The following is a 20,905-nucleotide window of genomic DNA, read 5'->3' as shown; positions in this document are numbered from 1 at the left end:
AAGTGGAATCCACTAAGCCTTTTAGCCACAGGAAAAAAGCAGGCTACCTGAAAAATCAAGCAGCCTAAAAGAACAGCTAGAGAGTAACTTTTACTGGGCGCAGATGCTTTCGATAGCCTGCGGGATGTCGCCGGCACAAGCCCAAATCAGCTGGCCTTGCGATTGCATCGGCAGCAGCAGAACTGCACGCTCGGCAGTGCTGCCGGCCGGAATAGCGGTAATCGCGCCTTGGCTGAGGGTAATGCTCTGCCAGAATTCCTTCTGGCTGGCGGGCACGTCGATTGCTTCGTTGATTTCATTCAAGCGGGTGCCTTTGGCCAAGCGGGTTTCCACCCATACCTTCGCCATATTCAGCGCTTCAACGGCTTTAGGATCGGTGATGGTGGGGGCGGCGGGAGCCTGTTGGGCGGCCGCACCACTGCCCATGTTGCCTTCATCAGCCGGTTCAGCCAAGCCGACCATGGCTTTTGCCTGCTCGATGATTTCCGGGTTCATATAGGCATAAACACCACCGCCCACCAGAATCAGAACCAGCAACAGGCCGATTGCGCGCAATGCGCCGCCGCTACTATTGCCGCTGCGTTTGCTGCGGGATTTGTTGTTACGGGATAATTTTCTCACTGCTGTAGTCATTGTATTGGGTTTCCTAATAATTGTTGGGATGTTGGATAGTTAGAAAAAGAAATTTCGATAGTAGATAAGCATAAAGCGTGCCAAAGTTTGATATTGGATTAGATTTGGCATGATAAATTTCTATTTTGATTGTTATTTATTGTTATATATGAATATTTATTTATGGAGATGTGGCGATTGGTGATGAGACGAGGCTACCTGAAAACGCTGTAAAGTTTCTGCGAAGCTAAAATTTCAGGTAGCCTTTAAACGACAAACGGCAGGCAAGAAAAAGCACCCTCGCTCGAGGGTGCTTTTGCATGGCGTTGGGATGATTACATCATGCCCATTCCGCCCATGCCTCCCATTCCGCCCATATCGGGAGCGGCAGGGTTGTCTTCCGGAATGTCGGCTACCATGCATTCGGTGGTCAGCATCAGGCCGGCGATAGAGGCAGCATTTTGCAATGCGAAGCGGGTAACTTTGGCCGGATCGATTACACCCATTTCCAGCATATCGCCGTAGCTGTCGTTGCCGGCGTTGTAGCCGAAGTTGCCGTTACCTTCCAGCACTTTGTTCACCACCACGCTCGGCTCGCCGCCGGCGTTGGCCACGATCTGGCGCAGCGGAGACTCAACCGCACGCAATACGATTTTTACGCCGGCTTCTTGGTCGGCATTGGCGGTTTCCACCGATTTCAACGCCGCACGGGCACGCAGCAGAGCCACGCCGCCGCCGGCCACCACGCCTTCTTCCACGGCGGCACGGGTGGCATGCAGCGCGTCGTCCACGCGGTCTTTTTTCTCTTTCATTTCCACTTCGGTGGCTGCGCCCACTTTGATTACGGCCACGCCGCCGGCCAGTTTGGCCACACGCTCTTGCAGTTTTTCCTTGTCGTACTCGCTGGTGGCAGTTTCAATCTGGGTACGGATTTCGGCCACGCGGGCTTCTACAGCGGATTTGTCGCCCAAACCATCGATGATGGTGGTGTTTTCTTTGCCCACTTCAATGCGTTTGGCCTGACCCAAATCTTCCAGCGTGGCTTTTTCCAAAGACAAGCCCACTTCTTCGGCGATCACGGTGCCGCCGGTGAGGATGGCGATGTCTTGCAGCATGGCTTTGCGGCGGTCGCCGAAGCCGGGGGCTTTCACGGCCACGGTTTTCAGGATGCCGCGAATGTTGTTCACCACCAGAGTGGCCAAGGCTTCGCCTTCCACGTCTTCAGCGATAATCAACAGCGGGCGGCTGGTTTTGGCTACTTGCTCCAACACGGGCAGCAGGTCGCGGATATTGCTGATTTTCTTGTCAAACAGCAATACAAACGGGCTGTCCAGTTCGGCCAGTTGTTTTTCCGGGTTGTTGACGAAATAGGGGGAGAGGTAGCCGCGGTCGAACTGCATACCTTTTACCACTTCCACTTCGTTTTCCAGCGATTTGCCGTCTTCCACGGTGATTACGCCTTCTTTGCCCACTTCGTTCATGGCTTGGGCAATGATGTTGCCGATGGATTCGTCGGAGTTGGCGGAAATAGAAGCCACTTGGGCGATTTCCTTGGATTTCTCCGGCACGGGTTTGGCAATATTCTGCAACTCTTTTACCAAAGCGGAAACGGCTTTGTCGATACCGCGTTTCAGGTCGGTCGGGTTCATGCCGGCGGTAACGTATTTCATGCCTTCGGCCACGATGGCTTGTGCCAACACGGTGGCGGTGGTGGTACCGTCGCCTGCCACGTCGTTGGTTTTAGAGGCAACTTCTTTCACCATCTGCGCGCCCATGTTTTCAAACTTGTCTTTCAGTTCGATTTCCTTAGCCACGGTCACACCGTCTTTGGTGATGTGCGGGCCGCCGAAAGCGCGGTCGATTACCACATTGCGGCCTTTCGGGCCGAGGGTTACTTTCACGGCGTTAGACAAAACGTTTACGCCGTTTACCATCTTCTGGCGGACTTCATTGCCAAACTGTACATCTTTTGCTGCCATAATCGGTTTCCTTTTAAAAATAAGTGTTAAAAATCAAAAACAGTGTTTGCAGGCTACCTGAAAAATACAGGCCGCCTTTATTCCAAGCCCATCTGTTTCGCAAGTTCCGCATCCAGCGTCTGCGCTTTGACAAAGGCGGGACGTGCCGCGTGGCGCTTCATAAACGCGCCCAATTCGCTATCCATATCCAGCACTTGCGCCCGCATAATGCCCCACGCAATCAGACCGCTCAAATACAGGTCGAGAGTGGTGAAATGGTTACCCAGCGCGTATTCTTTGCCGCGCAGAAACTTAGTCAGCGTGGCGACGACTTCGTCAAAGCTGCCGTAGCCGATGCTGCGCTTGCGTTCCGGTGTTTCGGGAATGCCGTGCCATTTGTCCATGAAGGCGTATTCGGCGTGCATGGCGAACATCAGCCAGCGGTAAAACTCGCCGCGTTCTGCGGTGCCGACGGCGGGAATCAGGTTTTTCTCCGGGAAGAGTTCCGCCAGAAAAACCACCAGCGCGGCGGTTTCGGTGATCACCGTATCGCCATATTTCACCGCAGGCAGTTTGCCCATGGGGTTGACGGCGAGAAAACCAGCGGATTTGGTGCCGTTTTCGCCGTAAGACACGGGGATAACTTCATAATCCGCGCCGCATTCTTCCAGCAGCCAGCGGATAACCCGGCCGCGCGAATTGGGATTGGTATAAAGCGTGATTTTTTCCATGTCGGATTTCCTGATTGAATTGCGAAACAGGCGTGCGGGCTACCTGAAACTTATTCCACAATGCCGAAGATATCTTCTTCGCGCATCACCAGCAGCTCTTCGCCGTCGGCTTTTACGGTTTGGCCGCTGTATTTGCCGAAAATCACGCGGTCGCCCACTTTCACATCCAGCTTACGGCGCTCGCCGCCTTTGGTGAGCTTACCGGCACCCACGGCCACCACTTCGCCCATATCGGGCTTCTCAGCGGCAGAGCCGGGCAAAACAATGCCGGAAGCAGTTTTTTCTTCGGCTTCCAGGCGTTTGATAACCACACGGTCGTGTAACGGACGAATTTTCATAAATCGAATCTCCAAATCAAAATGTTCCTACCCGATTAAGGGTAAACAGAAATGCGCCGCACCAAGCGCGGCACACCACTTGTGCGGGCTTGAAAATAAGGCTGGCGTCGGCGAATTCAAGGGCAGGGCGGGAAAAAATATCCGGCAGCCGGGTTTGCTTGGGCGGGAAGAGGGCAGGGGCGGCCTGGGAGGGGCGGTTTGATGCTGAAAAAGATTAGTCGGCAATTTTCAGGTAGCCTTAAATCCGACCACAAGCTAGCTGAGAACAGCGTGTCGGCATCGCCCGGCGTGCCGTCGGCCTAAAAACCAACAGCCAGCCCCGGCCGTTCGCGTTATAATTGGCAGCAAAAGCAACACCTGTCTCACAACTAGAAAAAGGATAAAGTCATGCGCCCCGCCGTTCTACTACTCGCCCTCATCGCCCTTTCCGCCTGCACCTGGGAAACCTACCAAGACCAACAAGGCAAAACCGGCCTGCGCCAGCGTTATGCCCCGGGCACGCCCGTGGTATACCAAGACGGCACTTTCGCCCGCGACCAACGCTACAACGAATACCGCCCCGTGCCCGTGCCTGTTACCCGCGAACAACACCAGCATAGCGTGCCGCGCACCACTTGGAGCGGCGACAGCGTGCCAGAAGCGCCAAGCAGCCATTAATATCGGCAGTTTGAATCCTCTTTTTTCAGGTAGCCCCCAGCAGGCTACCTGAAAACCATCATTCCAACGAAATCGTTCCAAGAAAGCCCACCCATGCACCAGCCCCTCCATATCGTCATCCTCGCCGCCGGCAAAGGCACGCGCATGTATTCCGCCCTGCCCAAAGTGCTGCACCGCATCGGCGGCCAAACCATGCTTGAGCGCGTTATCGATACTGCGCAAAGCCTCAGCCCGCAAAGTATCAATGTAGTCATCGGTCATGGCAAAGAGCAGGTGCGCGAGCAAGTGCGGCGCGAAGGCATCCGTTGGGTGGAGCAAACCGAGCAGCTCGGCACCGGCCACGCCGTGCAAACCGCCCTGCCGCACCTCGGCAACACCGGCCGCACCCTCGTGCTCTACGGCGACGTGCCGCTGATTAACCGCGCCACCCTGGAAGATTTGCTACAGGCCGCCGGCAATGAAATCGGCCTGCTCACCGACATCCCGCCCAACCCATTCGGGCTGGGTCGCATCATCCGCGAGGCCAATGGCCAAGTGGCCGCCATTGTGGAAGAAAAAGATGCCTCGCCCGAGCAAAAAGCCATCCGCGAAACCAACACCGGCATTTTCGTTTTGCCCAACACACACCTCGCCCGCTGGCTGGGCAGCCTCTCCAGCAACAACGCCCAAGGCGAATACTACCTCACCGACGTCATCGCCCTTGCCCGCGCCGACGGCGTGGCCGTGCATCCCGTTCAGGTAGCCTCCTCCTTCCTTGCTGCCGGCGTAAACAACAAAATCCAGCTCGCCGAACTCGAGCGCATCTTCCAGCGCGAACAGGCGCAAAGCCTGCTCCAAGCCGGCCTCACCCTGCGCGACCCGGCCCGCTTCGATCTGCGCGGCAGCCTTCGGCACGGCCAAGATGTGGTGATTGATGTGAACGTGGTGCTGGAAGGAGAAAACCAATTCGGCAACAACGTATCCATCGGCGTCAACTGCGTGATTAAAAACGCGGTAATCGGCGACAACACGGTTATCGAACCCTTCTCGCACCTCGAAAACTGCCGCATCGGCAACAGCGCCCGCATCGGCCCCTTCGCCCGCCTGCGCCCCAATGCCGATTTGGCCGACGAAGTGCACATCGGCAATTTTGTGGAAGTGAAAAACAGCACCATCGGCCGCGGCAGCAAAGCCAACCACCTCACCTACCTCGGCAACGCGCAAATCGGCAGCCGCAGCAACATCGGCGCCGGCACCATCACCTGCAACTACGACGGCGTGCACAAACACCAAACCGTTATCGGCGACGAAGTGCGCATCGGCTCCGGCAATATGCTGGTTGCCCCGCTCACCATCGGCCACCGCGCCACCACCGGCGCCGGCAGCACGCTCACCCGCAACTGCCCCGAAGGCGAACTCACCCTCACCCGCGCCCGCCAAACCACCATTCCCGGCTGGATACGGCCTGAGAAGGAGAAAAAATAGGCTGGGGTTTCGCTTCCGTGGCCTAAGGCTACCTGAAAAAATATATACCAAAGGAATCAATGGTTCCAAATTTTCAGGTAGCCTTTATTCTGCGCAGCCAGGCATGGGTAGGATGGACTATCGCCCTGATATGCCCGGTCGCAAAATCCGCATTGCTTTTGCCGGGCAGTCGAACGGTAGGAGAGAAAACAGCTTTTGCTGCCAGCCGCCCGATTGATTTGAAAGATTATTCAGAAGCGCAGCCGCCGCTGCCGTGATGCAGGGTGTATCCGCTCCGGACAGCCCGCGTTTCGGCAAACCCAGTTGTCCGCCACACAAGGAACCCCCGTGTCTAACCATTATTACGCCTGCTTCGAATGCCGCACCGCCCTGCGCCGCCCGCATGTTTACGGCAGGTGGGAAACCGCGCCGGACTGCCCCGAATGCGGCCAACGCTGCACCTTCGTTACCTACAAACTCGCCATTCCGCCCAAACGGCACAAATACGCCTGGCGGCAGTTACAGGCGGTTATGCAGCAATACCGGCAAGAGCGGCGCGCCTTCTTTGACAGCCGACCGTACGAACGGCTGGCGGCTCTGGAGCACCAATTTCGCGTGTGGAACACCAAACTCAACTGCGCCCAAACCGAAAACCAGCGCAACGCCTTCCGCCGCGAAATCGACCGCTGTCTGCAAGCCGTTGCCGATATTCAGAAAGAGATAAACCGGTTTCACGGGTTTACGGTGCGGTGAATGCCGCTATGCTTATCTGTTTTGTAGAGTATGAATAAAAAAATACTACTTCGTTGGCTTGCCTAGTTGTACTGAATAAATAGAGCTACTAGAAACGTTGGATTTATCAGCCTAAGCTATGCTTACTAAGTAAATCCGAAAACAAATGCAGGATAGGTTTTGCTTTTTGATAGGGTTTAATATGTGGAAATGAGAGCGCCTTATCTCTTCCCCACAAAATACCGCTTTCTACATATTTAATAAGTAAAGATTTCAGATATTCACTATCACCAACCATACCAAAAAATTCATATTTATAAATTGAGTCAAGATCTGCTTCTTCGTTTAGCTCCGGAATAAGAACCTCATATGAGCCATTATGTATATTCTTGATTTGTATTAGAGAGGATGCGGACGGTTCTTTGTTTTGAAGCCCATGCGCAAGGTTGTACATGATCATATACGTAAAGCTTAAGTATTTTTCTTGAGGAGGCCTTGTATTCGGGATTATTTTTTTCTCAGTGCGCAGGAAAAAGTCTTTAAGCTTACTGCTTGCACAAGAACGTGTCATTAAAATATCCACATTGTTCAGATCAATAGCCAAAAATTTCTTCTCATCAGGCTTTGTGAAGAAAATGTCAAAGAATTCGTAAAAAGTATTGCCACGATGTTGTACCAATGAGTAAACATTATCAGATATTTTAATTGTATATACTCCGTCCTGTGTTTTTCTTATTCGTTTTAGCATGATGATTCCTTAATTTATTTACCAAGGGATGTAGTATTCCTTTTGGAGGGCTACTGATGTTAGTCTGAATTTTGTATTTTTATCAAAATTAGAATATTTTTGTGACAATGCGTTCCGCATTATACCTCTTAATTTTGCTGTATTCGGGAGCCAATCCTAATTCATCAAGCTATGCTTATGCACCAGTCATATAGTTCTTCAGGTAGCCTCTTTGCCGTACGCACAAAAACCGACCCCGCCGTCTGAAACGGCGGGGCTGTGTTGTAGCGGATTAAAATAAACATGATACAAGGCGGCGAGCCGCAAGGCGTACAGGGAGTACGTCAAGACGAGCCAACGCGGTAACATGGCGATTTTAATCCGCTATAGTTCCGGCTTACATATGCTGTGTGAAAGTGCGGGTAATCACATCGCGCTGCTGCTCGGGTGTGAGGGAGTTGAAGCGCACGGCGTAGCCGGATACGCGGATGGTGAGCTGCGGATATTTATCGGGATTAGCGGCTGCGTCTTCCAGCATTTCGCGGCTCATTACGTTCACGTTCAGGTGCTGGCCGCCTTCCACTTTCGGGCGCACGTAGCTGTCTACGGCCACTTCTTGGTAGCTCACATTGCCCAAATCGCTCAGGGCAACGATTTGGTCGGCAGCGAAATGCTCGTCCTTGCTGCACAGGCAGCGTGCCTGCCGGGTTTCATCGTCCAACAGCCAGAAAGAGTGCACCAAGGCGGGGTGTTGGGCGGATTGGGTGATTTGAATGCCTTTAATCATTGGTTTATCTCCAAAAGTTGTGTTGTAAAACTATGGTTTTAAAGTAATACCGCACTGCCGGGCAATACGGCGTGAAAACGGTTAAACGCAGCAGCGGCCGAAGCGCAGTTTTTGGTTGAGCAGTGCGTGGTAGCACAGCTGTTTCACCACCAGCACGGAAGTGTTGTCTTCCAGGGCCACCAGGGCATGGGTTTCATGCGGCTCGAGTCGTGCCAGGGTCACCGGCTGCAAATCAATCTGCCCCTGCTCGGTTTTCAGGCACACCGCGCCGGAGAGCACGGTGATGGTGATGATGGCTTCGGCGGAGTAGGGCGGCACTTCGTTGCCTTTTTGCAGATTGAGCTGCACGATTTGCTGGTCTGCATCCTCCGCAATCACGCCGCCTACGGGTTGGTGTGGGTCTAGTTGATAGCCTCGCATGGTATTTCTCCTGCAAATTCGGATGCTGCCAACGCTAGGATAAAGCTACAACAGACCGTTGGAATGCGGCAACCGTTCGGTTTTAAATCAATCTCAGCAGAAAATGCTTCAGCAGCCAAGCTGGAGCGGCTTAGGGGGAATTAATGAAGTGAACAGTATTCCCAAGCTGATGTTCTAAATCTGCTATTGCCCGCTATTCTACAGATTTTGCTGATCTTTCTCAAATTTTAATTGGCCTCAAATTAGCATAGCTGGCTATATCTGATTAAAAAACCACACAAAATAAAAGCCTACCTAAAATCAGGCTATTTTGTTTTCAGGTAGCCTATAAACTTCAGCATGTAAAATCAGCTCCACACACTAACATGCCTCTTTTTTAAACTCATGCAAAAAGGCTACCTGAAACTTCAGGTAGCCTCTTCAATACTTGCCAAGCGCTATTTGAGCAGTCGGCGTTTGGCGTCGGCCGTTTGATTGTCCGGCCAGGCGGCAACCAGCTGGCCGCTGTAGAATTCCTGTTTCCAAATCGGCACTTCGGCTTTCACCGTATCGATAATATAGCGGCAGCCGGCGAAGGCCATGTCGCGGTGGCCGGCGGTTACGCCCACCCACACCGCCATATCGCCCACTTCCAACCGGCCGTAGCGGTGCACGCACACGGCGGCTTCCAAGCCGAAGCGGCGTTTGGCCTCCTCAATCACGGCCTGCCCCTGCCGACGCGCCAGCTCTTCATACACGCTGTACACCAAATAATCCACGCGCTGCCCGTCATTTTGTCGGCGCACCCAGCCTTCAAAGCTGAGGTAGGCGCCGCATTGCTCGTTGTTTAGAAGCTGTTGGCGCAGGGCTTGGCTGTCTATCGCTTGTTCGGTTAAATCAAACATTTCAACCTCCTGCCACCGGCGGGATAAAGGCCACGATGTCGTTGGCGGCAAGCGGCTGCAGCCAGTCGGCAAACGCATGGTTTACCGCCGCCCGCACGCGCTCCTGCGGCAGGGTGAAGCGGTATTGTTGCGAGAGTTGCTCGTATAAGGCCGCTGCGGTGCAGCCCTCGGCAACGTGGATTTTTTCTTGCTCTTTGCCGGCCTGTTCGCGCAGGGCGGCGAAATACAGCACGGTGATTTCAACGGTTGAACTCATGTTTGCCTCCGGATTTGTGTATTAGGCGGATGTCTTGGATTTGGATGTCGTGGCTCAGGGCTTTGGTCATGTCGTACACCGTGAGCGCGGCCACGGATACGGCGGTGAGCGCTTCCATTTCCACGCCGGTTTTATGGCTCACGGCCACTTCGGCGCGGATGTTCAGGCCGTGTGCGGCATCGTCGTATTCCAGCTCCAGCTTGCAGCGCTCCAGCATCATCGGATGGCACAGCGGAATCAGGCTGGCGGTACTTTTCGCCGCCATGATGCCGGCCAGCCGCGCCACTTCGGTAATCGCGCCTTTGGCGGTTTGCCCGTTGGCCGCCTGGATTTGGGCATACACTTCCGGCGGGAACACCACCCGCCCGGCAGCCACGGCCACACGGCGGGTGACGGCTTTGTCGCCCACGTCCACCATGCTGCTGCGGCTGTGTTGGTCTAAATGTGTCAGCAAAATTCTATCCTTGCATGAAAAACAAACTATTGGAGGCTACCTGAAAAACCATCCGCCGGTTTTCAGGTAGCCTTTCTATATTACTTTTGGCTTGATGCGGATGAATGGGGCTACCTGAAAAGCAATGCGGCCAAGCGATTTTGGCTTGGCCAAAGCCCGCTCCGTTTGTTTTCAGGTAGCCTTTTGTAATATGCGCAAGCAAACAGGCTACCTGAAAATGCACATTTCAACCCGCCAACAGCCGCTCCGCCTGCTCCACCGCCCGCTCAAACTCCGGCGGCGTGTTGAAATTGCACAGCGGCAGCCATTCGTCCGGCAGCGGCACAACGGCAAACGGTACGGTTTGCAGCCAAGCGGTTACGCGGCGCTGCCCGCTTTCCACGTATTGGCGAAGCGGGGCGGCCAGGGCGGCAGACCAATGCGCCAATAGCGGATAATCCCGCCCGCCGCCGCTCAGCGCGGCCACGCCCTGCTGCCAAGCCGCGCTGTTTCGCGCCTGTTGCAAACAGCCTGCCACTTGCTCAGGCAGCAGCAGGGTATCGCAGGAGAGTACATAAATGCCGGCATGGCCTTGTTCGGCAGCCAGCTCGAGTGCGGGCAGAATGGCGGATAAGGCGCCCTGCCGTTCGGGCAGGGCATCGGGCAAGTATAGCGCGGGGGGGAGATGGGGGAAACGCTGCCCGGCCGAAGCAATCCACAGCGGCCGGTTTGCCGCCGCGGCCAGGCGCTCAATCAGCGGCACGCCGCGAAACGGCAACAGTGGTTTGGGACTGCCCATACGCTGGCTGAATCCGCCGCATAAAATCAGCAGCGGCTCGGTAGCAATCTCCATGAGTCCGGTTTTACTCACTTGCCCCAAGCGTTGAACACGCGGGTGAAGCCGCAGCTGTTGATGCGCGGATCGAGCTGCGGGGCGATGACTTTTTCCCAAGCGGTACGGCAGGCGCCGGTAGAGCCGGGCAGGCAGAAAATGAGCGTGCGGTTGGCAATGCCGGCCACGGCACGCGATTGGATGGTGGACATGCCGATTTCCTGCAGAGACACGGCGCGGAACACTTCGCCGAAGCCGGGGATGGTTTTGTCGAACAGGATTTCCACCGCATCGGGGGTAATGTCGCGATCGAACATGCCGGTGCCGCCGGTAATCAACACAATGTCGGTTTGCGGCTCGGCAATGGCGGCGGAAACGATGGCGCGGATATCGTAGCGCTCGTCGCGGCACCAATCACGCGCGTACAACACGTGGCCTGCGGCCTGCAGGGCTTCGGCCAGATAGTTGCCGCTGCCGTCTTCGGCGGGGCTGCGGGTGTCGGTTACGGTGAGCAGGTGGATGCGGAAGGGGCGGAATTCGGGTGCGGAGCGGTGCATTTAGCCTCCGGTCATGGAAAGGTTGGTGATGAGGCCGACTTTTTTATCGTGCAGATAGTGGTGTTCGGGTTTTTCGGCAATGGTTTGATGCAGATAACGGCGCAAGCCTTCGGCATCGCCTTCGCGCAGATGGGGGCGCAGGTCGTAGGCAATACCGCCGAACAGGCACAGGTGCATTTTGCCTTGGGCGGTAACGCGCAGGCGGTTGCAGCTTTTGCAGAAATCTTCGCTGTAGGGGGCGATGAAGCCGATGCTGCCGGAGAAATCGCGGTGGAAATATTCCCGTGCGGGGCCGGCGTGCGGCTGGCGCGGCAACAGCTGCCAGCCTTGCGCCTGCAGGCCGCGTTCGATTTCGGCGGCGGAGAGGTGCTGGCTGTTGAAGAAGCTGCCGTTGTCGCCGGTTTGCATCAATTCGATGAAGCGCAAGGTTACGGGGCGCTCGCGCACGAAATCGAGCGCGTCGGCCAGCGTGCGCTCGGCGTAGCGGCGCAGCAGCAGGGTGTTGACTTTGACGTTGCAGAAGCCTTCGGCCAGGATGTTGTCGAGCGCGCGCAGGATGTTGGTGCATTCGCGCTTGCCGGTGATTTCGAAGAATACGTCCGGGTCGAAGCTGTCGATACTGATGTTAATTTTGTCCAGTCCGGCAGCGCGGTAGGCTGGGAAGAGCTGCGCCAGTCGGAAAGCGTTGGTGGTAAGTGCCACGTTTTCAATCAGCGGGTTGGCTTTGCACACGGCGATGATGTCGGCCAAATCGCGGCGCAGGGTGGGCTCGCCGCCGGTGAGGCGGATTTTGCGCGTACCAGCGGCAGCGAACACGTTTACCAGAGTTTCGATTTCTGGCAGGGTAAGTTCGTCGGGCTTGGCTTTGCCTTGGTAGCCGTCGGGCAGGCAGTAGGTGCAGCGGTAGTTGCACAGGTCGGTAACCGACAGCCGCAGGTAGCTCAGGCGGCGGTTGTAGGGGTCGGTGAGTGTGTGGGGCTGGGTCATGATGGTTTCTGTTTGGTGTGTTGGTTTGCTTGATATTATTTGCGGGGGTAAAGGCTACCTGAAACTCGGACGGCCGGTTTTCAGGTAGCCTCATTTGCCCAAAGGGCATACGGGCTACCTGAAAATGTGCCAAGCGCTTTCAGGCAGCCGCTCCGGCTTTACAAAAATGCTTCGGCGAAAGGCTGCACGGTGACTTCCGCGCCGGCGGGCAGCGAGCCGCTTTCGGCGGGGAGAACCAGGTAGGCATTGGCGCGGCTTACCTGATAAATACGGTGCGAATCCTGGCTGCCGCAGGGGGCGGCCAGCCAAGTGCCGTCTTCCTGACGGCTGATGATACCACGCTGGATGTCGGTGCGGCTGTGGTTTTTCTTCACCGGCTCGGCCAGTTTGGCCGTAAAGCGCACGGGCTGCGGGATTTCGGCCGCGCCGCACAGCTGCCACAGGGCGGCTTTGAGGAAAATATCGAAGCCCACAAAGCCGGATACCGGATTGCCCGGCAGGCCGAAGCACCAAGTGGTCATGATTTGGCCGAACACGAAGGGTTTGCCCGGTTTGAGGGCGACTTTGTAGTGATGGATGCTGCCCACGCGCTCCACGGCCTCGCGCATGAAATCGTAATCGCCCACGGATACGCCGCCGGTGGTAATCAGCACGTCGGCTTGGTTGATGACTTTATTCAGCATTTTCAACACGTCTTCCAGCCGGTCGGCCACTTGGCCGAAGTCGATTACCTCCACCGGCAGGGGCGCGAGCCGCGCCATCAGCATATAGCGGTTGCTGTCGTAGATGCGGTCGGTGCGGCTGCCGGCCGTGCCCGGCTCGAGCAGTTCGTCGCCGCTGGAGAGTACGGCCACACGCAATTTGCGGCGCACTGCAATTTCAGCAAAGCCTAGGGCGGCCAGCAGCATGATGTCGGCCTGGCGCAGAATCCGCCCGGCTTGCAACACAGTATCGCCCGCTGCGATTTCTTCGCCGCAGCGGCGGATATTGCCGCCCTCGGTCGCGTCTTTTTCCAAACGGATCACGCCGTCTTGCAACTGCACATTTTCCTGAATCACGATGCTGGTGCAGCCTTCGGGCACCACTGCGCCGGTCATGATGCGCACGCAGCTATCGGCAGGCAGGCTACCTGAAAACGGCTGCCCGGCCACCGATTCGCCCGCTATTTTCCATTCGCTGCCCGCCGCTGCGGCCAAGGGCAGGGCGTAGCCGTCCATAGCGGAAATATCGGCGGGCGGAATGCTCACCGGCGCGGCCACGTCCTGCGCCAGCACGCGCCCCACTGCCGACACCAGCGGCACGGTTTCGGTTTCCAAGGGCTTTTGCGCGGCGGCGATTTTATCGTGAATCAGGGCTTGCAGTTCGTGAACGGGGGTGAGTGCCATGACGGGTATCCTTAGTTAGTAGAAATAACGGGGTAGGCCAAACGGTTAAAAGGCTACCTGAAAACCTTGCGGCCTTTTCAGGTAGCCTGCCGTTTTAGCACTTGGCTTCGGCGTTTTTGCGGGCGTAGTACCACCAGTTGAGCCCGGCGCAGATGATGTAGAACAGGATGAAGCCGATCATCGCGCCGTCCACATTGCCCAGCAGGGCCAGCGAAGTGCCGAAGCTTTTGGGGATGAAGAAGCCGCCGTAGCCGGCAAAAGCGGCGGTGAAGCCGATAACGGCGGCAGCTTCGCGGTTGGCATGCTGCACACAATCTTCTTGCGGGATTTCGCCGCAGTCGGCACGTTTTTGGTGGAAGCCCAGAAAAATCTGCGGCACTTGCACGAAGGTGGAAGCATTACCGATGCCGCTCAAAGCGAACAACACCATGAAACACACGAAGAAGCCCACGAAGTTGCCGTTGCCGTTGGCGGGCAAGAACAGCATCACGCCGAGCACGCCGATAATCATGCCCACAAACACGATCTGCGTGGTGCGCGCGCCGCCGCCGAGTTTTTTGCATACCCAGCCGCCTGCGGAGCGGGTGAGCGCGCCCACTAAGGGGCCGAGGAAAGCATATTTGGCGGGATTGATTGCCGGAAACAACAGTTTAATCAAGAACGGGAAACCAGCAGAGAATCCGAGGAAGGAACCGAAAGTGCCCAAATAAAGGATGCACATGATCCAGTTGTGCTTGCGCGAAAAAATAACAGACTGCTCTTTGAAGCTGGCTTTGGCACTGGCCAAGTCGTTCATGCCGAACCAGGCCGCCAAAGTGGCCAAGATAATGAACGGTACCCACACAAAACCGGCGTTTTGCAGCCAAATTTGCACGGTTTCGTTGTTTTTCATCATGGTTTGCGGTTCGCCGCCCAACGCACCGAACAGGCCGGCGGTAATGGCCAACGGTACAACGAACTGCACGGCGGATACGCCGAGATTGCCCAAGCCGGCATTCAGGCCGAGTGCGCTGCCTTTTTCCGCTTTGGGGAAGAAGAAGCTGATGTTGGCCATGCTGGAGGAGAAGTTGCCGCCGCCGAAACCACACAACAGGGCAAGAATCACCATGGTGCTGTAGCTGGTAGTCGGGTCTTGCACGGCAAAACCGATGCCCAGTGCAGGCAGCAGCAGGCTGGCGGTGGTAATCGTGGTCCATTTTCGGCCACCGAAAATCGGCACCATAAAGGAATAAAATGCCCGAAGTGTCGAACCGGATAAAGCGGGCAAAGCAGCCAGCCAGAATAATTGGTTTTTACTGAAATTAAAGCCGATATTGGGCAGGTTTAGAATGGTTACGCTCCATACCTGCCACATGGCAAAAGCCAAAAACAGCGCGGGGATGGAAATCCACAAATTGCGCCGCGCGATTTTACGGCCGGTGTTTTGCCAGAATTCGGGATCTTCCGGCCGCCAGTCTTGAATCAAATGGGACATATGTTTTCCTATGGGTTGTGAAAATTCAGCGTTTTTCGGGTGGTACGGTTTAGGGCGGAGGCTACCTGAAAAAAGGCTACCTGAAAAGCCAGTTTGCGGTTTTCAGGTAGCCTTCAGACGGATTATTGCTCACGTTTGGATTTGAAAGAGAAGTGCATCCAAACCAGCGATACGCATACTGTGCCGTAGAGCAGCATGAAGGTGGTGGATCGGATGCCGGTGAGGTCGAGCAACATACCGAACATAATCGGCAGGAGGAAGCCGCCCAAGCCGCCGGCCAAGCCGACGATGCCGGATACCGTACCGATGTCGTTCGGGTAGTCGTCGGCCACGAATTTGAACACGGAGGCTTTGCCCACCGCCATGGCGATACCGGCGGTAAACATCAAAACGGTAAACAGCACCACGTTCAGGCCGATGTGCAGGCTTTGCGGGCCGTGCGTGGTGGCAATCACGAGGTCGGTTTGCGGGTAGGACAGGATAAAGAAGCACACCCACAGCACCCACATTACGCCCCAGGTAACTTTATAGGCACCGTATTTGTCCGACAGCCAGCCACCCACTGCGCGCAATACGCCGCCGGGCAGGGAGAAGCAGGCAGCCAGCATACCGGCAGTAGCGATACTCAGGCCGTATTCGTTGATATAGTATTTGGTCATCCACAGAGCCAATGCCACATAGCCGCCGAACACCACAGAATAATACTGGCTGTAACGCAGCACGCCGGGGTCTTTCAGCATGGCCAGCTGGTCGGCGAGCGAGGCTTTGGGCGCGGTATTGGGGTTATGCGGGGTGGGGTAGGTGGTGAACCAGAACAATACGGCGGTAGCGGCCATGATGACGGCGTACACTTTCGGCACGATTACCCAGGCAGCCGCACCGGCACCGGCCGCAGCCGAATATTTAATCAGCGCAGGGGCAACGAATTTGTTGATGGCGCTACCGGCATTGCCCGCGCCGAAAATGCCCATGGCCAAGCCTTGCTGGTGTTTCGGAAACCAGCGTGCCACATAGGGGGTGCCCACGGAGAAGGAGCCGCCGGCCAAGCCCATCATCAGGCCGATGGCGATGAAGTGCCAGTAGTGGGTGGCGTAGCTCATCAGGAAGATGGCGGGCACGGAAAGCAGCATCAATACAAACATTACAATACGGCCGCCGAATTTGTCGGTCCAGATGCCCAGCGGTACGCGGATCAGCGAGCCGGAGAGTACCGGCACGGCCATCAGGATGCCGGTTTGCGTTTCGTTCAGGCCGAGCTGCTCCTGCACTTTCACGCCAACAATCGCCAGCATCATCCAAATCATGAAGCAGACTGCGAAGGCAAACGTGCTGAAAATAAGCACGGAGTAGCGTTTGTAATTTTCTGATTTCATTTTTTGTTTTCTCTATACTAAGGGGAAATTTCGCGGTTTGCACGCCCTGATAAGGAAGAGGCTACCTGAAAACCGCCGGTTGAAGCACGCGGAGCCAAACCGTTTATTTTTCAAAATAAAAAAATCACGTTGGAAAAATAAGGGTTTCAACTGTTGAGAATTGTAAAACAACGGTTTGGATTAAATAAGCCCTGTTGTATCTAGGTCTTCTAATCCGAAAGTATTAGAGCAGTAACCATTTTCACTAAGCCGATAGTTAAGCTTCATGGATTAAACGCGTATAATGAGCGATTGCACTTTTTGATTTCCCCGCCTATCTCCATGAATTTCTTAAAAAGCCTGTCTGTTCGGCTCAAGCTGCTGACCCTGCTGTGGCTGGTGATTGCCGTGGCTTCCATCAGCTATACCCTGCTGCTTTCCTGGCGGCTGGAGGGCAGCGCCGCCGCCATCAACGACATCGGCAGCTTGCGCTTGAGGAGTTTCCGCATCGCCCTTTTGATTCGTGAAAATGCCGGAGCGGAAGAAATCGAACAGCGGCTGCGGCAATACGACAGCGTCCTCGACAACGTGCGCCACGGCGACCGCTCCCGCCCGCTTTTTTTGCCGCCCGATAAAGTGGTGTGGCAGCGTTTCAACGAATTAGACCGGCAATGGCGGCAAAACATCCGCCCGGCTTTTCAGGTAGCCTACCGGCAAAACCGCCCGGTTACCGATAAACAGCTGCAACCCTTCCTCAGCCGTTTGGACGGTTTGGTTTCCGCCGTGGAGCAGGCCAACACGCGCTATATTTCCTGGCTGCGCCTGTTTCAAAGCTGCCTTTTGGTGTTGGTGGTGATGAGTTCCGCCTTTATGGTGTTTTTGCTGTATTGGTGGATTATCAAACCTTTGCAGCATCTGCAACAAGGCGTGGCCGCCATTCACGACGGGCAGTTCGGCATCCAAATCCCCATCGACCATTCAGCCGAGTTCGCCCGGGTAGACAACGGCTTCAACCAAATGAGCGGCAGCCTGCATAAGCTCTATTCCCATTTGGAAGAGGAAGTGCTGGAAAAAACGCGCGATTTGGCCAGCAAGCACCACACGCTCGAAACCCTGTATTTCTTCTCGCGCTTCCTCAGCCAAACCCAAACCACCACCGAAGCCGCCGAAGTATTCCTGCAAAAAATGCTGGAAATGGTGGCTGCCGACGCCGGCAGCATCCGCTTAATCGACTTCAAGCGCCAACGCATGGATTTGGTGAGCCAAATCGGCCTGCCCGATAGCCTGCAAACCGCCGAAGCCTGCCAGCGCTTCGACGACTGCCTGTGCGGCCACGCCGTGCTGCACGACGACTGGCAGCCCATCCGCTTCGTGCGCGAACCCGACGGCCACGCCTTCGACACCGACAACAGCGAATGCAGCCGCATGGGCTTCCGGCAGCTGCGCATTTTCAAAATACAATATAAAGCGCAAGATTTCGGCATGGTTACGCTCTATTTCAAACAGAAAGAGCCCGTGGCCATGGCCGATACCGAATTGTGGGAAGCCCTGTGCAGCCAGTTTGGCGTGGTGGTGAGCAACCTGCGCCTGATTGATGAGAGCCGCCAGCTGGCCGTATTGCAGGAGCGCAACCTCATCGCCCAAGGCCTGCACGACAGCATCGCCCAAGCCCTCACCTTCCTCAACCTGCAAGTGCAGATGTTGGAAAGCGCCCTGCAAAACCAAGAGCAGGAGCAAATCAACGAAAACCTGCACTACATCAAAGACGGCATCCAAGAGTGTTATGACGACGTGCGCGAACTACTCATCAACTTCCGCACCAAAATCAACAATAAAGATTTCACCGAAGTGGTACAGACCCTGACCGACCGCTTCCAGCGCCAAACTCAAATCGGCGTGCGCCTGCATTGGCACGGCAATGGCCCCCAGCTCAACAGCGAGCAGCAGCTGCAAGTGGTGTTTATTTTGCAGGAAAGCCTTTCCAACATCCGCAAACACTCCCAAGCCACCGAAGTGGATATCCGCTTCGACAACCGGCAGGATTTTGTGATGGAAATTGAAGATAACGGGCGCGGCTTCGATATCGAAGGGCTTAAAGAGCGGCATTCCGGCAACCATGTGGGGCTGAACATCATGCACGAACGCGCCCAACGCATCCGTGCCCGCCTTTCCCTACACTCCAAACCCGGCAGCACCCGGGTAACCCTGAATCTGCCTTACGAAGAAAGAAGACAGGTATGACTGAAAAAATCCGCATCGTACTCATCGACGACCACACATTATTCCGCAGCGGCATCAAAGCCCTGCTTGCCCGGCAGGAAAACTACGAAGTAGTGGGCGAAGCCGCCGACGGCCTCAGCGGCGTGAAGCTGGTGAGCCAGCTGGAGCCCGACGTGGTACTGCTCGACCTCGACATGCCCGTGATGAACGGGCGCGAAGCGCTGGCCCAAATCCTCAGCAGCCGCCCCGAACAGAAAGTGGTGATGCTCACCGTATCGGAAGACGGCGAAGACTTGGTGGAATGCATGCGCCTGGGCGCGTGCGGCTTTCTCTTGAAAAACATCAATGCCCACTTCCTTATCGACGCCATCGGCAAAGCCGCCAACGGCGACAACGTGTTTTCCCCCGAAATGATGGCCTGCATGGTGCAATCCCTCATCCGCCCGGCCCAACCCGCCGCCGAAAGCGCCCTCGACACCCTCACCTCGCGCGAACTCGAAGTGCTGCGCTACCTCGCCGTGGGATACAGCAACAAAATCATCGCCAAGCGCATGGATTTGGCCGAATCCACCGTGAAAGTGCACGTGCAAAACATCCTGCGCAAACTCGAACTCGGCAGCCGCGTGCAGGCCGCCGTGTATGCCGTTCAGCACAAACTGCCCCTGCCGGACGAGGAAGAAGAAGCAGAAGATTGAGGCTGCTTGAGCATTGCGGCGGAATTTGGCGGCCTGCCGGTGCCGGATTGTTAAAAAGGCTACCTGAAAACTCATCAAGCGAGTTTTCAGGTAGCCTTTTGCTTGTACTGTTTGTACTGTGGGTGGCCACAGGCCGCTTGGTCAGTTCAGGCGAATAGAACGGTCACAGCCACGAGCGTGGCGGCCGTACATGATAGTACGGAATCTCATAATTTTGTTGGCGGCATCATAGGCATATTCAGTATGGTGCTGGGCCAGATTGCCCGGTTCGTCATCCAGATTCAGGTAGCAGTAATTGGGCAGGTCGCGCACCGTGGTGCGGCCGCTGGCCTTATGGCGTTGTACCACCCGCATCTTGCAGGTTGAGTAGGTAGGCTGTGCCCTGGTTGTACCGTCGCCATTGGGAGGAACCAGACAGGTACCGCCGGGTAGATCGTTATTATTCAGCATCAAGAAAATATAGTGGTTCTCGGCGGTATCGGCTTCGGCCAGCAGGGCGAACGCCACATCCCGCGGTCGCAGGCGGTTGCCCCATACTTCGCGCACGGTTTGCGCTTGTTGCGGGGTGCCGGTCTTGCTGTAGAAATTAAAGGTTAGACCTCTTGCGAAAATATTCATCCCATCGCATTAACCAGTCCTGCAATCAGATTTGCCCTTAACCCGAACCGTTTCCGCCTGTTGCGGTAAGGCAGCGACAATATTTTGAATATCTTCAGTTTCCTGTTGATGTGCTCGATGACGGTTCTGAGTTTGCCTAACCGCCTGTTCGCCTCTTTATCCTGTTTGTCCGGCGGATGACGTTTGGATTTCTTTTTCGGGGTCTGTAATCCGGTTTTGGCCAATCCTTGATAACCCTTATCCGCAATGACTATTTTGTAGGGATAAAGCTCTGCAAGGTGCCTCTTGGCTAAACGCATGTCATGCCGGGCACCCATCCCCGTCCGGATGCTGATGATTTTTTCCGTTTCCCTGCCGTATATGACCCGGATTTTAACCGTGTGCCGCCTTTTCTTGCCGCTGTAATACTGCCGCTGTTTTTTTGGGACGTTCAATCGGGCTTTCGGTAACGTCAATGATGACCGTTTGGTCGCCCGGATTCTTGTGCTTTGGCAGGGAGAAGCGTTTGCAACGGATGAGGGCGTCCTCGGTTTTACGGATGGTGCGGCAGACATTACTTTCGGAAAGGCCGTAGATGGCGGCCAATTCGAGTTGGGTATGGTAATGGCGCAGATAGCTTAGGGTAAGCAGCAGTTGGTCTGCCAAACCGAGCGTATGCGGCCTGCCCGACTTGACCTTCCGGCTTTCTGCTTCTGTGGTGACTTGCAGCATTTCGTGAAAAAGGACGGGCGTTACACCTGTGAGCCGTTTGAATTCGCTATCGCTTCTTTGGATGAGGTTTTCGTATTTCATTTGGGAATTGTAAAT

General features: G+C 55.6%; 25 protein-coding genes. 6 read left to right on the top strand and 19 right to left on the bottom strand.

The features are described from left to right. Positions 1-90 precede the first annotated feature (90 nt). The 4 genes from ELB75_RS10890 to groES all read right to left on the bottom strand — a co-directional run bounded on the left by ELB75_RS10890 (position 91) and on the right by groES (position 3,639). Positions 91-621: a hypothetical protein gene (locus ELB75_RS10890; RefSeq protein WP_126983917.1), complete on the bottom strand. Its 531-nt coding sequence runs from the start codon at positions 619-621 to the stop codon at positions 91-93. Between the two features lie 326 nt (positions 622-947). After that, positions 948-2,591 (bottom strand): chaperonin GroEL, encoded by a 1,644-nt coding sequence (gene groL, locus ELB75_RS10885; RefSeq protein WP_126983916.1) that lies wholly within the window; start codon positions 2,589-2,591, stop codon positions 948-950. Between the two features lie 77 nt (positions 2,592-2,668). Then, positions 2,669-3,301: a glutathione S-transferase family protein gene (locus tag ELB75_RS10880; protein WP_126983915.1), complete on the bottom strand. Its 633-nt coding sequence runs from the start codon at positions 3,299-3,301 to the stop codon at positions 2,669-2,671. 50 nt (positions 3,302-3,351) lie between these two features. Further along, positions 3,352-3,639: a co-chaperone GroES gene (gene groES / locus ELB75_RS10875; RefSeq protein WP_003824210.1), complete on the bottom strand. Its 288-nt coding sequence runs from the start codon at positions 3,637-3,639 to the stop codon at positions 3,352-3,354. A gap of 387 nt (positions 3,640-4,026) precedes the next feature. On the opposite strand from groES, the gene ELB75_RS10870 reads away from it, so the two are divergent. The 4 genes from ELB75_RS10870 (at position 4,027) to ELB75_RS10855 (ending at position 6,492) form a co-directional block, all read left to right on the top strand. Further along, the gene (locus tag ELB75_RS10870; protein ID WP_067524091.1) at positions 4,027-4,296 is read left to right on the top strand and encodes a hypothetical protein; all 270 of its coding nucleotides are present in this window, start codon (positions 4,027-4,029) and stop codon (positions 4,294-4,296) included. Positions 4,297-4,389: 93 nt separating this feature from the next. Then, positions 4,390-5,760, top strand: a complete 1,371-nt coding sequence (gene glmU, locus ELB75_RS10865) for a bifunctional UDP-N-acetylglucosamine diphosphorylase/glucosamine-1-phosphate N-acetyltransferase GlmU (protein ID WP_126983914.1) — start codon at positions 4,390-4,392, stop codon at positions 5,758-5,760. A gap of 59 nt (positions 5,761-5,819) precedes the next feature. Beyond that, positions 5,820-6,017: a hypothetical protein gene (locus ELB75_RS10860; RefSeq protein ID WP_126983913.1), complete on the top strand. Its 198-nt coding sequence runs from the start codon at positions 5,820-5,822 to the stop codon at positions 6,015-6,017. Between the two features lie 70 nt (positions 6,018-6,087). Beyond that, positions 6,088-6,492: a hypothetical protein gene (locus ELB75_RS10855; protein WP_126983912.1), complete on the top strand. Its 405-nt coding sequence runs from the start codon at positions 6,088-6,090 to the stop codon at positions 6,490-6,492. 106 nt (positions 6,493-6,598) lie between these two features. On the opposite strand, the gene ELB75_RS10850 is transcribed toward ELB75_RS10855, so the two are convergent. The 13 genes from ELB75_RS10850 to ELB75_RS10790 all read right to left on the bottom strand — a co-directional run bounded on the left by ELB75_RS10850 (position 6,599) and on the right by ELB75_RS10790 (position 16,586). Beyond that, the gene (locus tag ELB75_RS10850; RefSeq protein WP_126983911.1) at positions 6,599-7,219 is read right to left on the bottom strand and encodes a hypothetical protein; all 621 of its coding nucleotides are present in this window, start codon (positions 7,217-7,219) and stop codon (positions 6,599-6,601) included. A 376-nt stretch (positions 7,220-7,595) separates the two neighbouring features. Then, positions 7,596-7,985, bottom strand: a complete 390-nt coding sequence (gene grcA, locus ELB75_RS10845) for an autonomous glycyl radical cofactor GrcA (protein ID WP_126983910.1) — start codon at positions 7,983-7,985, stop codon at positions 7,596-7,598. 81 nt (positions 7,986-8,066) lie between these two features. Further along, complete coding sequence (locus ELB75_RS10840; RefSeq protein WP_126983909.1) at positions 8,067-8,405, bottom strand: cupin domain-containing protein; 339 nt, start codon at positions 8,403-8,405, stop codon at positions 8,067-8,069. A gap of 437 nt (positions 8,406-8,842) precedes the next feature. Beyond that, entirely contained in the window at positions 8,843-9,289 is a 447-nt protein-coding gene (locus ELB75_RS10835) for a molybdenum cofactor biosynthesis protein MoaE (protein WP_126983908.1), read from the bottom strand. A 1-nt stretch (position 9,290) separates the two neighbouring features. Further along, complete coding sequence (gene moaD, locus ELB75_RS10830; RefSeq protein ID WP_070542654.1) at positions 9,291-9,545, bottom strand: molybdopterin converting factor subunit 1; 255 nt, start codon at positions 9,543-9,545, stop codon at positions 9,291-9,293. Further along, on the bottom strand, positions 9,529-10,002 hold the full coding sequence (gene moaC, locus ELB75_RS10825; protein WP_126983907.1) for a cyclic pyranopterin monophosphate synthase MoaC: 474 nt from the start codon (positions 10,000-10,002) through the stop codon (positions 9,529-9,531). Before moaC ends, moaD begins: the two co-directional genes overlap by 17 nt. Before the next feature lies 1 nt (position 10,003). Then, positions 10,004-10,201 (bottom strand): hypothetical protein, encoded by a 198-nt coding sequence (locus ELB75_RS10820; RefSeq protein ID WP_126983906.1) that lies wholly within the window; start codon positions 10,199-10,201, stop codon positions 10,004-10,006. 24 nt (positions 10,202-10,225) lie between these two features. Next, positions 10,226-10,831 (bottom strand): molybdenum cofactor guanylyltransferase, encoded by a 606-nt coding sequence (gene mobA / locus ELB75_RS10815; RefSeq protein ID WP_126983905.1) that lies wholly within the window; start codon positions 10,829-10,831, stop codon positions 10,226-10,228. Between the two features lie 14 nt (positions 10,832-10,845). Continuing rightward, on the bottom strand, positions 10,846-11,367 hold the full coding sequence (moaB, locus tag ELB75_RS10810; protein WP_126983904.1) for a molybdenum cofactor biosynthesis protein B: 522 nt from the start codon (positions 11,365-11,367) through the stop codon (positions 10,846-10,848). Further along, on the bottom strand, positions 11,368-12,354 hold the full coding sequence (gene moaA, locus ELB75_RS10805; protein ID WP_126983903.1) for a GTP 3',8-cyclase MoaA: 987 nt from the start codon (positions 12,352-12,354) through the stop codon (positions 11,368-11,370). Between the two features lie 158 nt (positions 12,355-12,512). Further along, on the bottom strand, positions 12,513-13,739 hold the full coding sequence (moeA, locus tag ELB75_RS10800) for a molybdopterin molybdotransferase MoeA (protein ID WP_126983902.1): 1,227 nt from the start codon (positions 13,737-13,739) through the stop codon (positions 12,513-12,515). Between the two features lie 94 nt (positions 13,740-13,833). Continuing rightward, positions 13,834-15,213, bottom strand: a complete 1,380-nt coding sequence (locus ELB75_RS10795) for a NarK family nitrate/nitrite MFS transporter (protein ID WP_126983901.1) — start codon at positions 15,211-15,213, stop codon at positions 13,834-13,836. 122 nt (positions 15,214-15,335) lie between these two features. Then, a complete protein-coding gene (locus ELB75_RS10790; RefSeq protein WP_126983900.1) occupies positions 15,336-16,586 on the bottom strand; it encodes an MFS transporter in 1,251 nt (416 codons plus the stop codon). A 321-nt stretch (positions 16,587-16,907) separates the two neighbouring features. Here ELB75_RS10790 and ELB75_RS10785 point away from each other — a divergent pair, with 321 nt between their 5' ends. Both ELB75_RS10785 and ELB75_RS10780 read left to right on the top strand, forming a co-directional pair. Then, the gene (locus ELB75_RS10785; RefSeq protein ID WP_126983899.1) at positions 16,908-18,806 is read left to right on the top strand and encodes a histidine kinase; all 1,899 of its coding nucleotides are present in this window, start codon (positions 16,908-16,910) and stop codon (positions 18,804-18,806) included. Further along, on the top strand, positions 18,803-19,480 hold the full coding sequence (locus tag ELB75_RS10780; RefSeq protein ID WP_126983898.1) for a response regulator: 678 nt from the start codon (positions 18,803-18,805) through the stop codon (positions 19,478-19,480). Before ELB75_RS10785 ends, ELB75_RS10780 begins: the two co-directional genes overlap by 4 nt. Before the next feature lie 141 nt (positions 19,481-19,621). Here the strand turns inward: ELB75_RS10780 and ELB75_RS10775 are convergent, their stop codons facing one another. Together ELB75_RS10775 and ELB75_RS10770 are read right to left on the bottom strand one after the other, a co-directional pair. Next, on the bottom strand, positions 19,622-20,098 hold the full coding sequence (locus ELB75_RS10775; RefSeq protein WP_126983897.1) for a hypothetical protein: 477 nt from the start codon (positions 20,096-20,098) through the stop codon (positions 19,622-19,624). Next, a protein-coding gene (locus ELB75_RS10770) for an IS5 family transposase (RefSeq protein WP_126982325.1) occupies positions 20,095-20,890 on the bottom strand; the annotation gives its coding sequence in 2 pieces (ribosomal slippage) (positions 20,095-20,523 and positions 20,525-20,890; 795 coding nt in all). The genes ELB75_RS10775 and ELB75_RS10770 overlap by 4 nt, the downstream gene beginning before the upstream one ends. Between the last annotated feature and the right edge of the window lie 15 nt (positions 20,891-20,905).

The sequence above is a fragment of the Eikenella corrodens genome, from assembly GCF_003990355.1.
GTDB classification, from domain to species: domain Bacteria; phylum Pseudomonadota; class Gammaproteobacteria; order Burkholderiales; family Neisseriaceae; genus Eikenella; species Eikenella corrodens_B.
The sequence above is the reverse complement of the archived record's forward strand: the minus strand, read 5'-3'. Positions and strand labels throughout refer to the sequence as shown.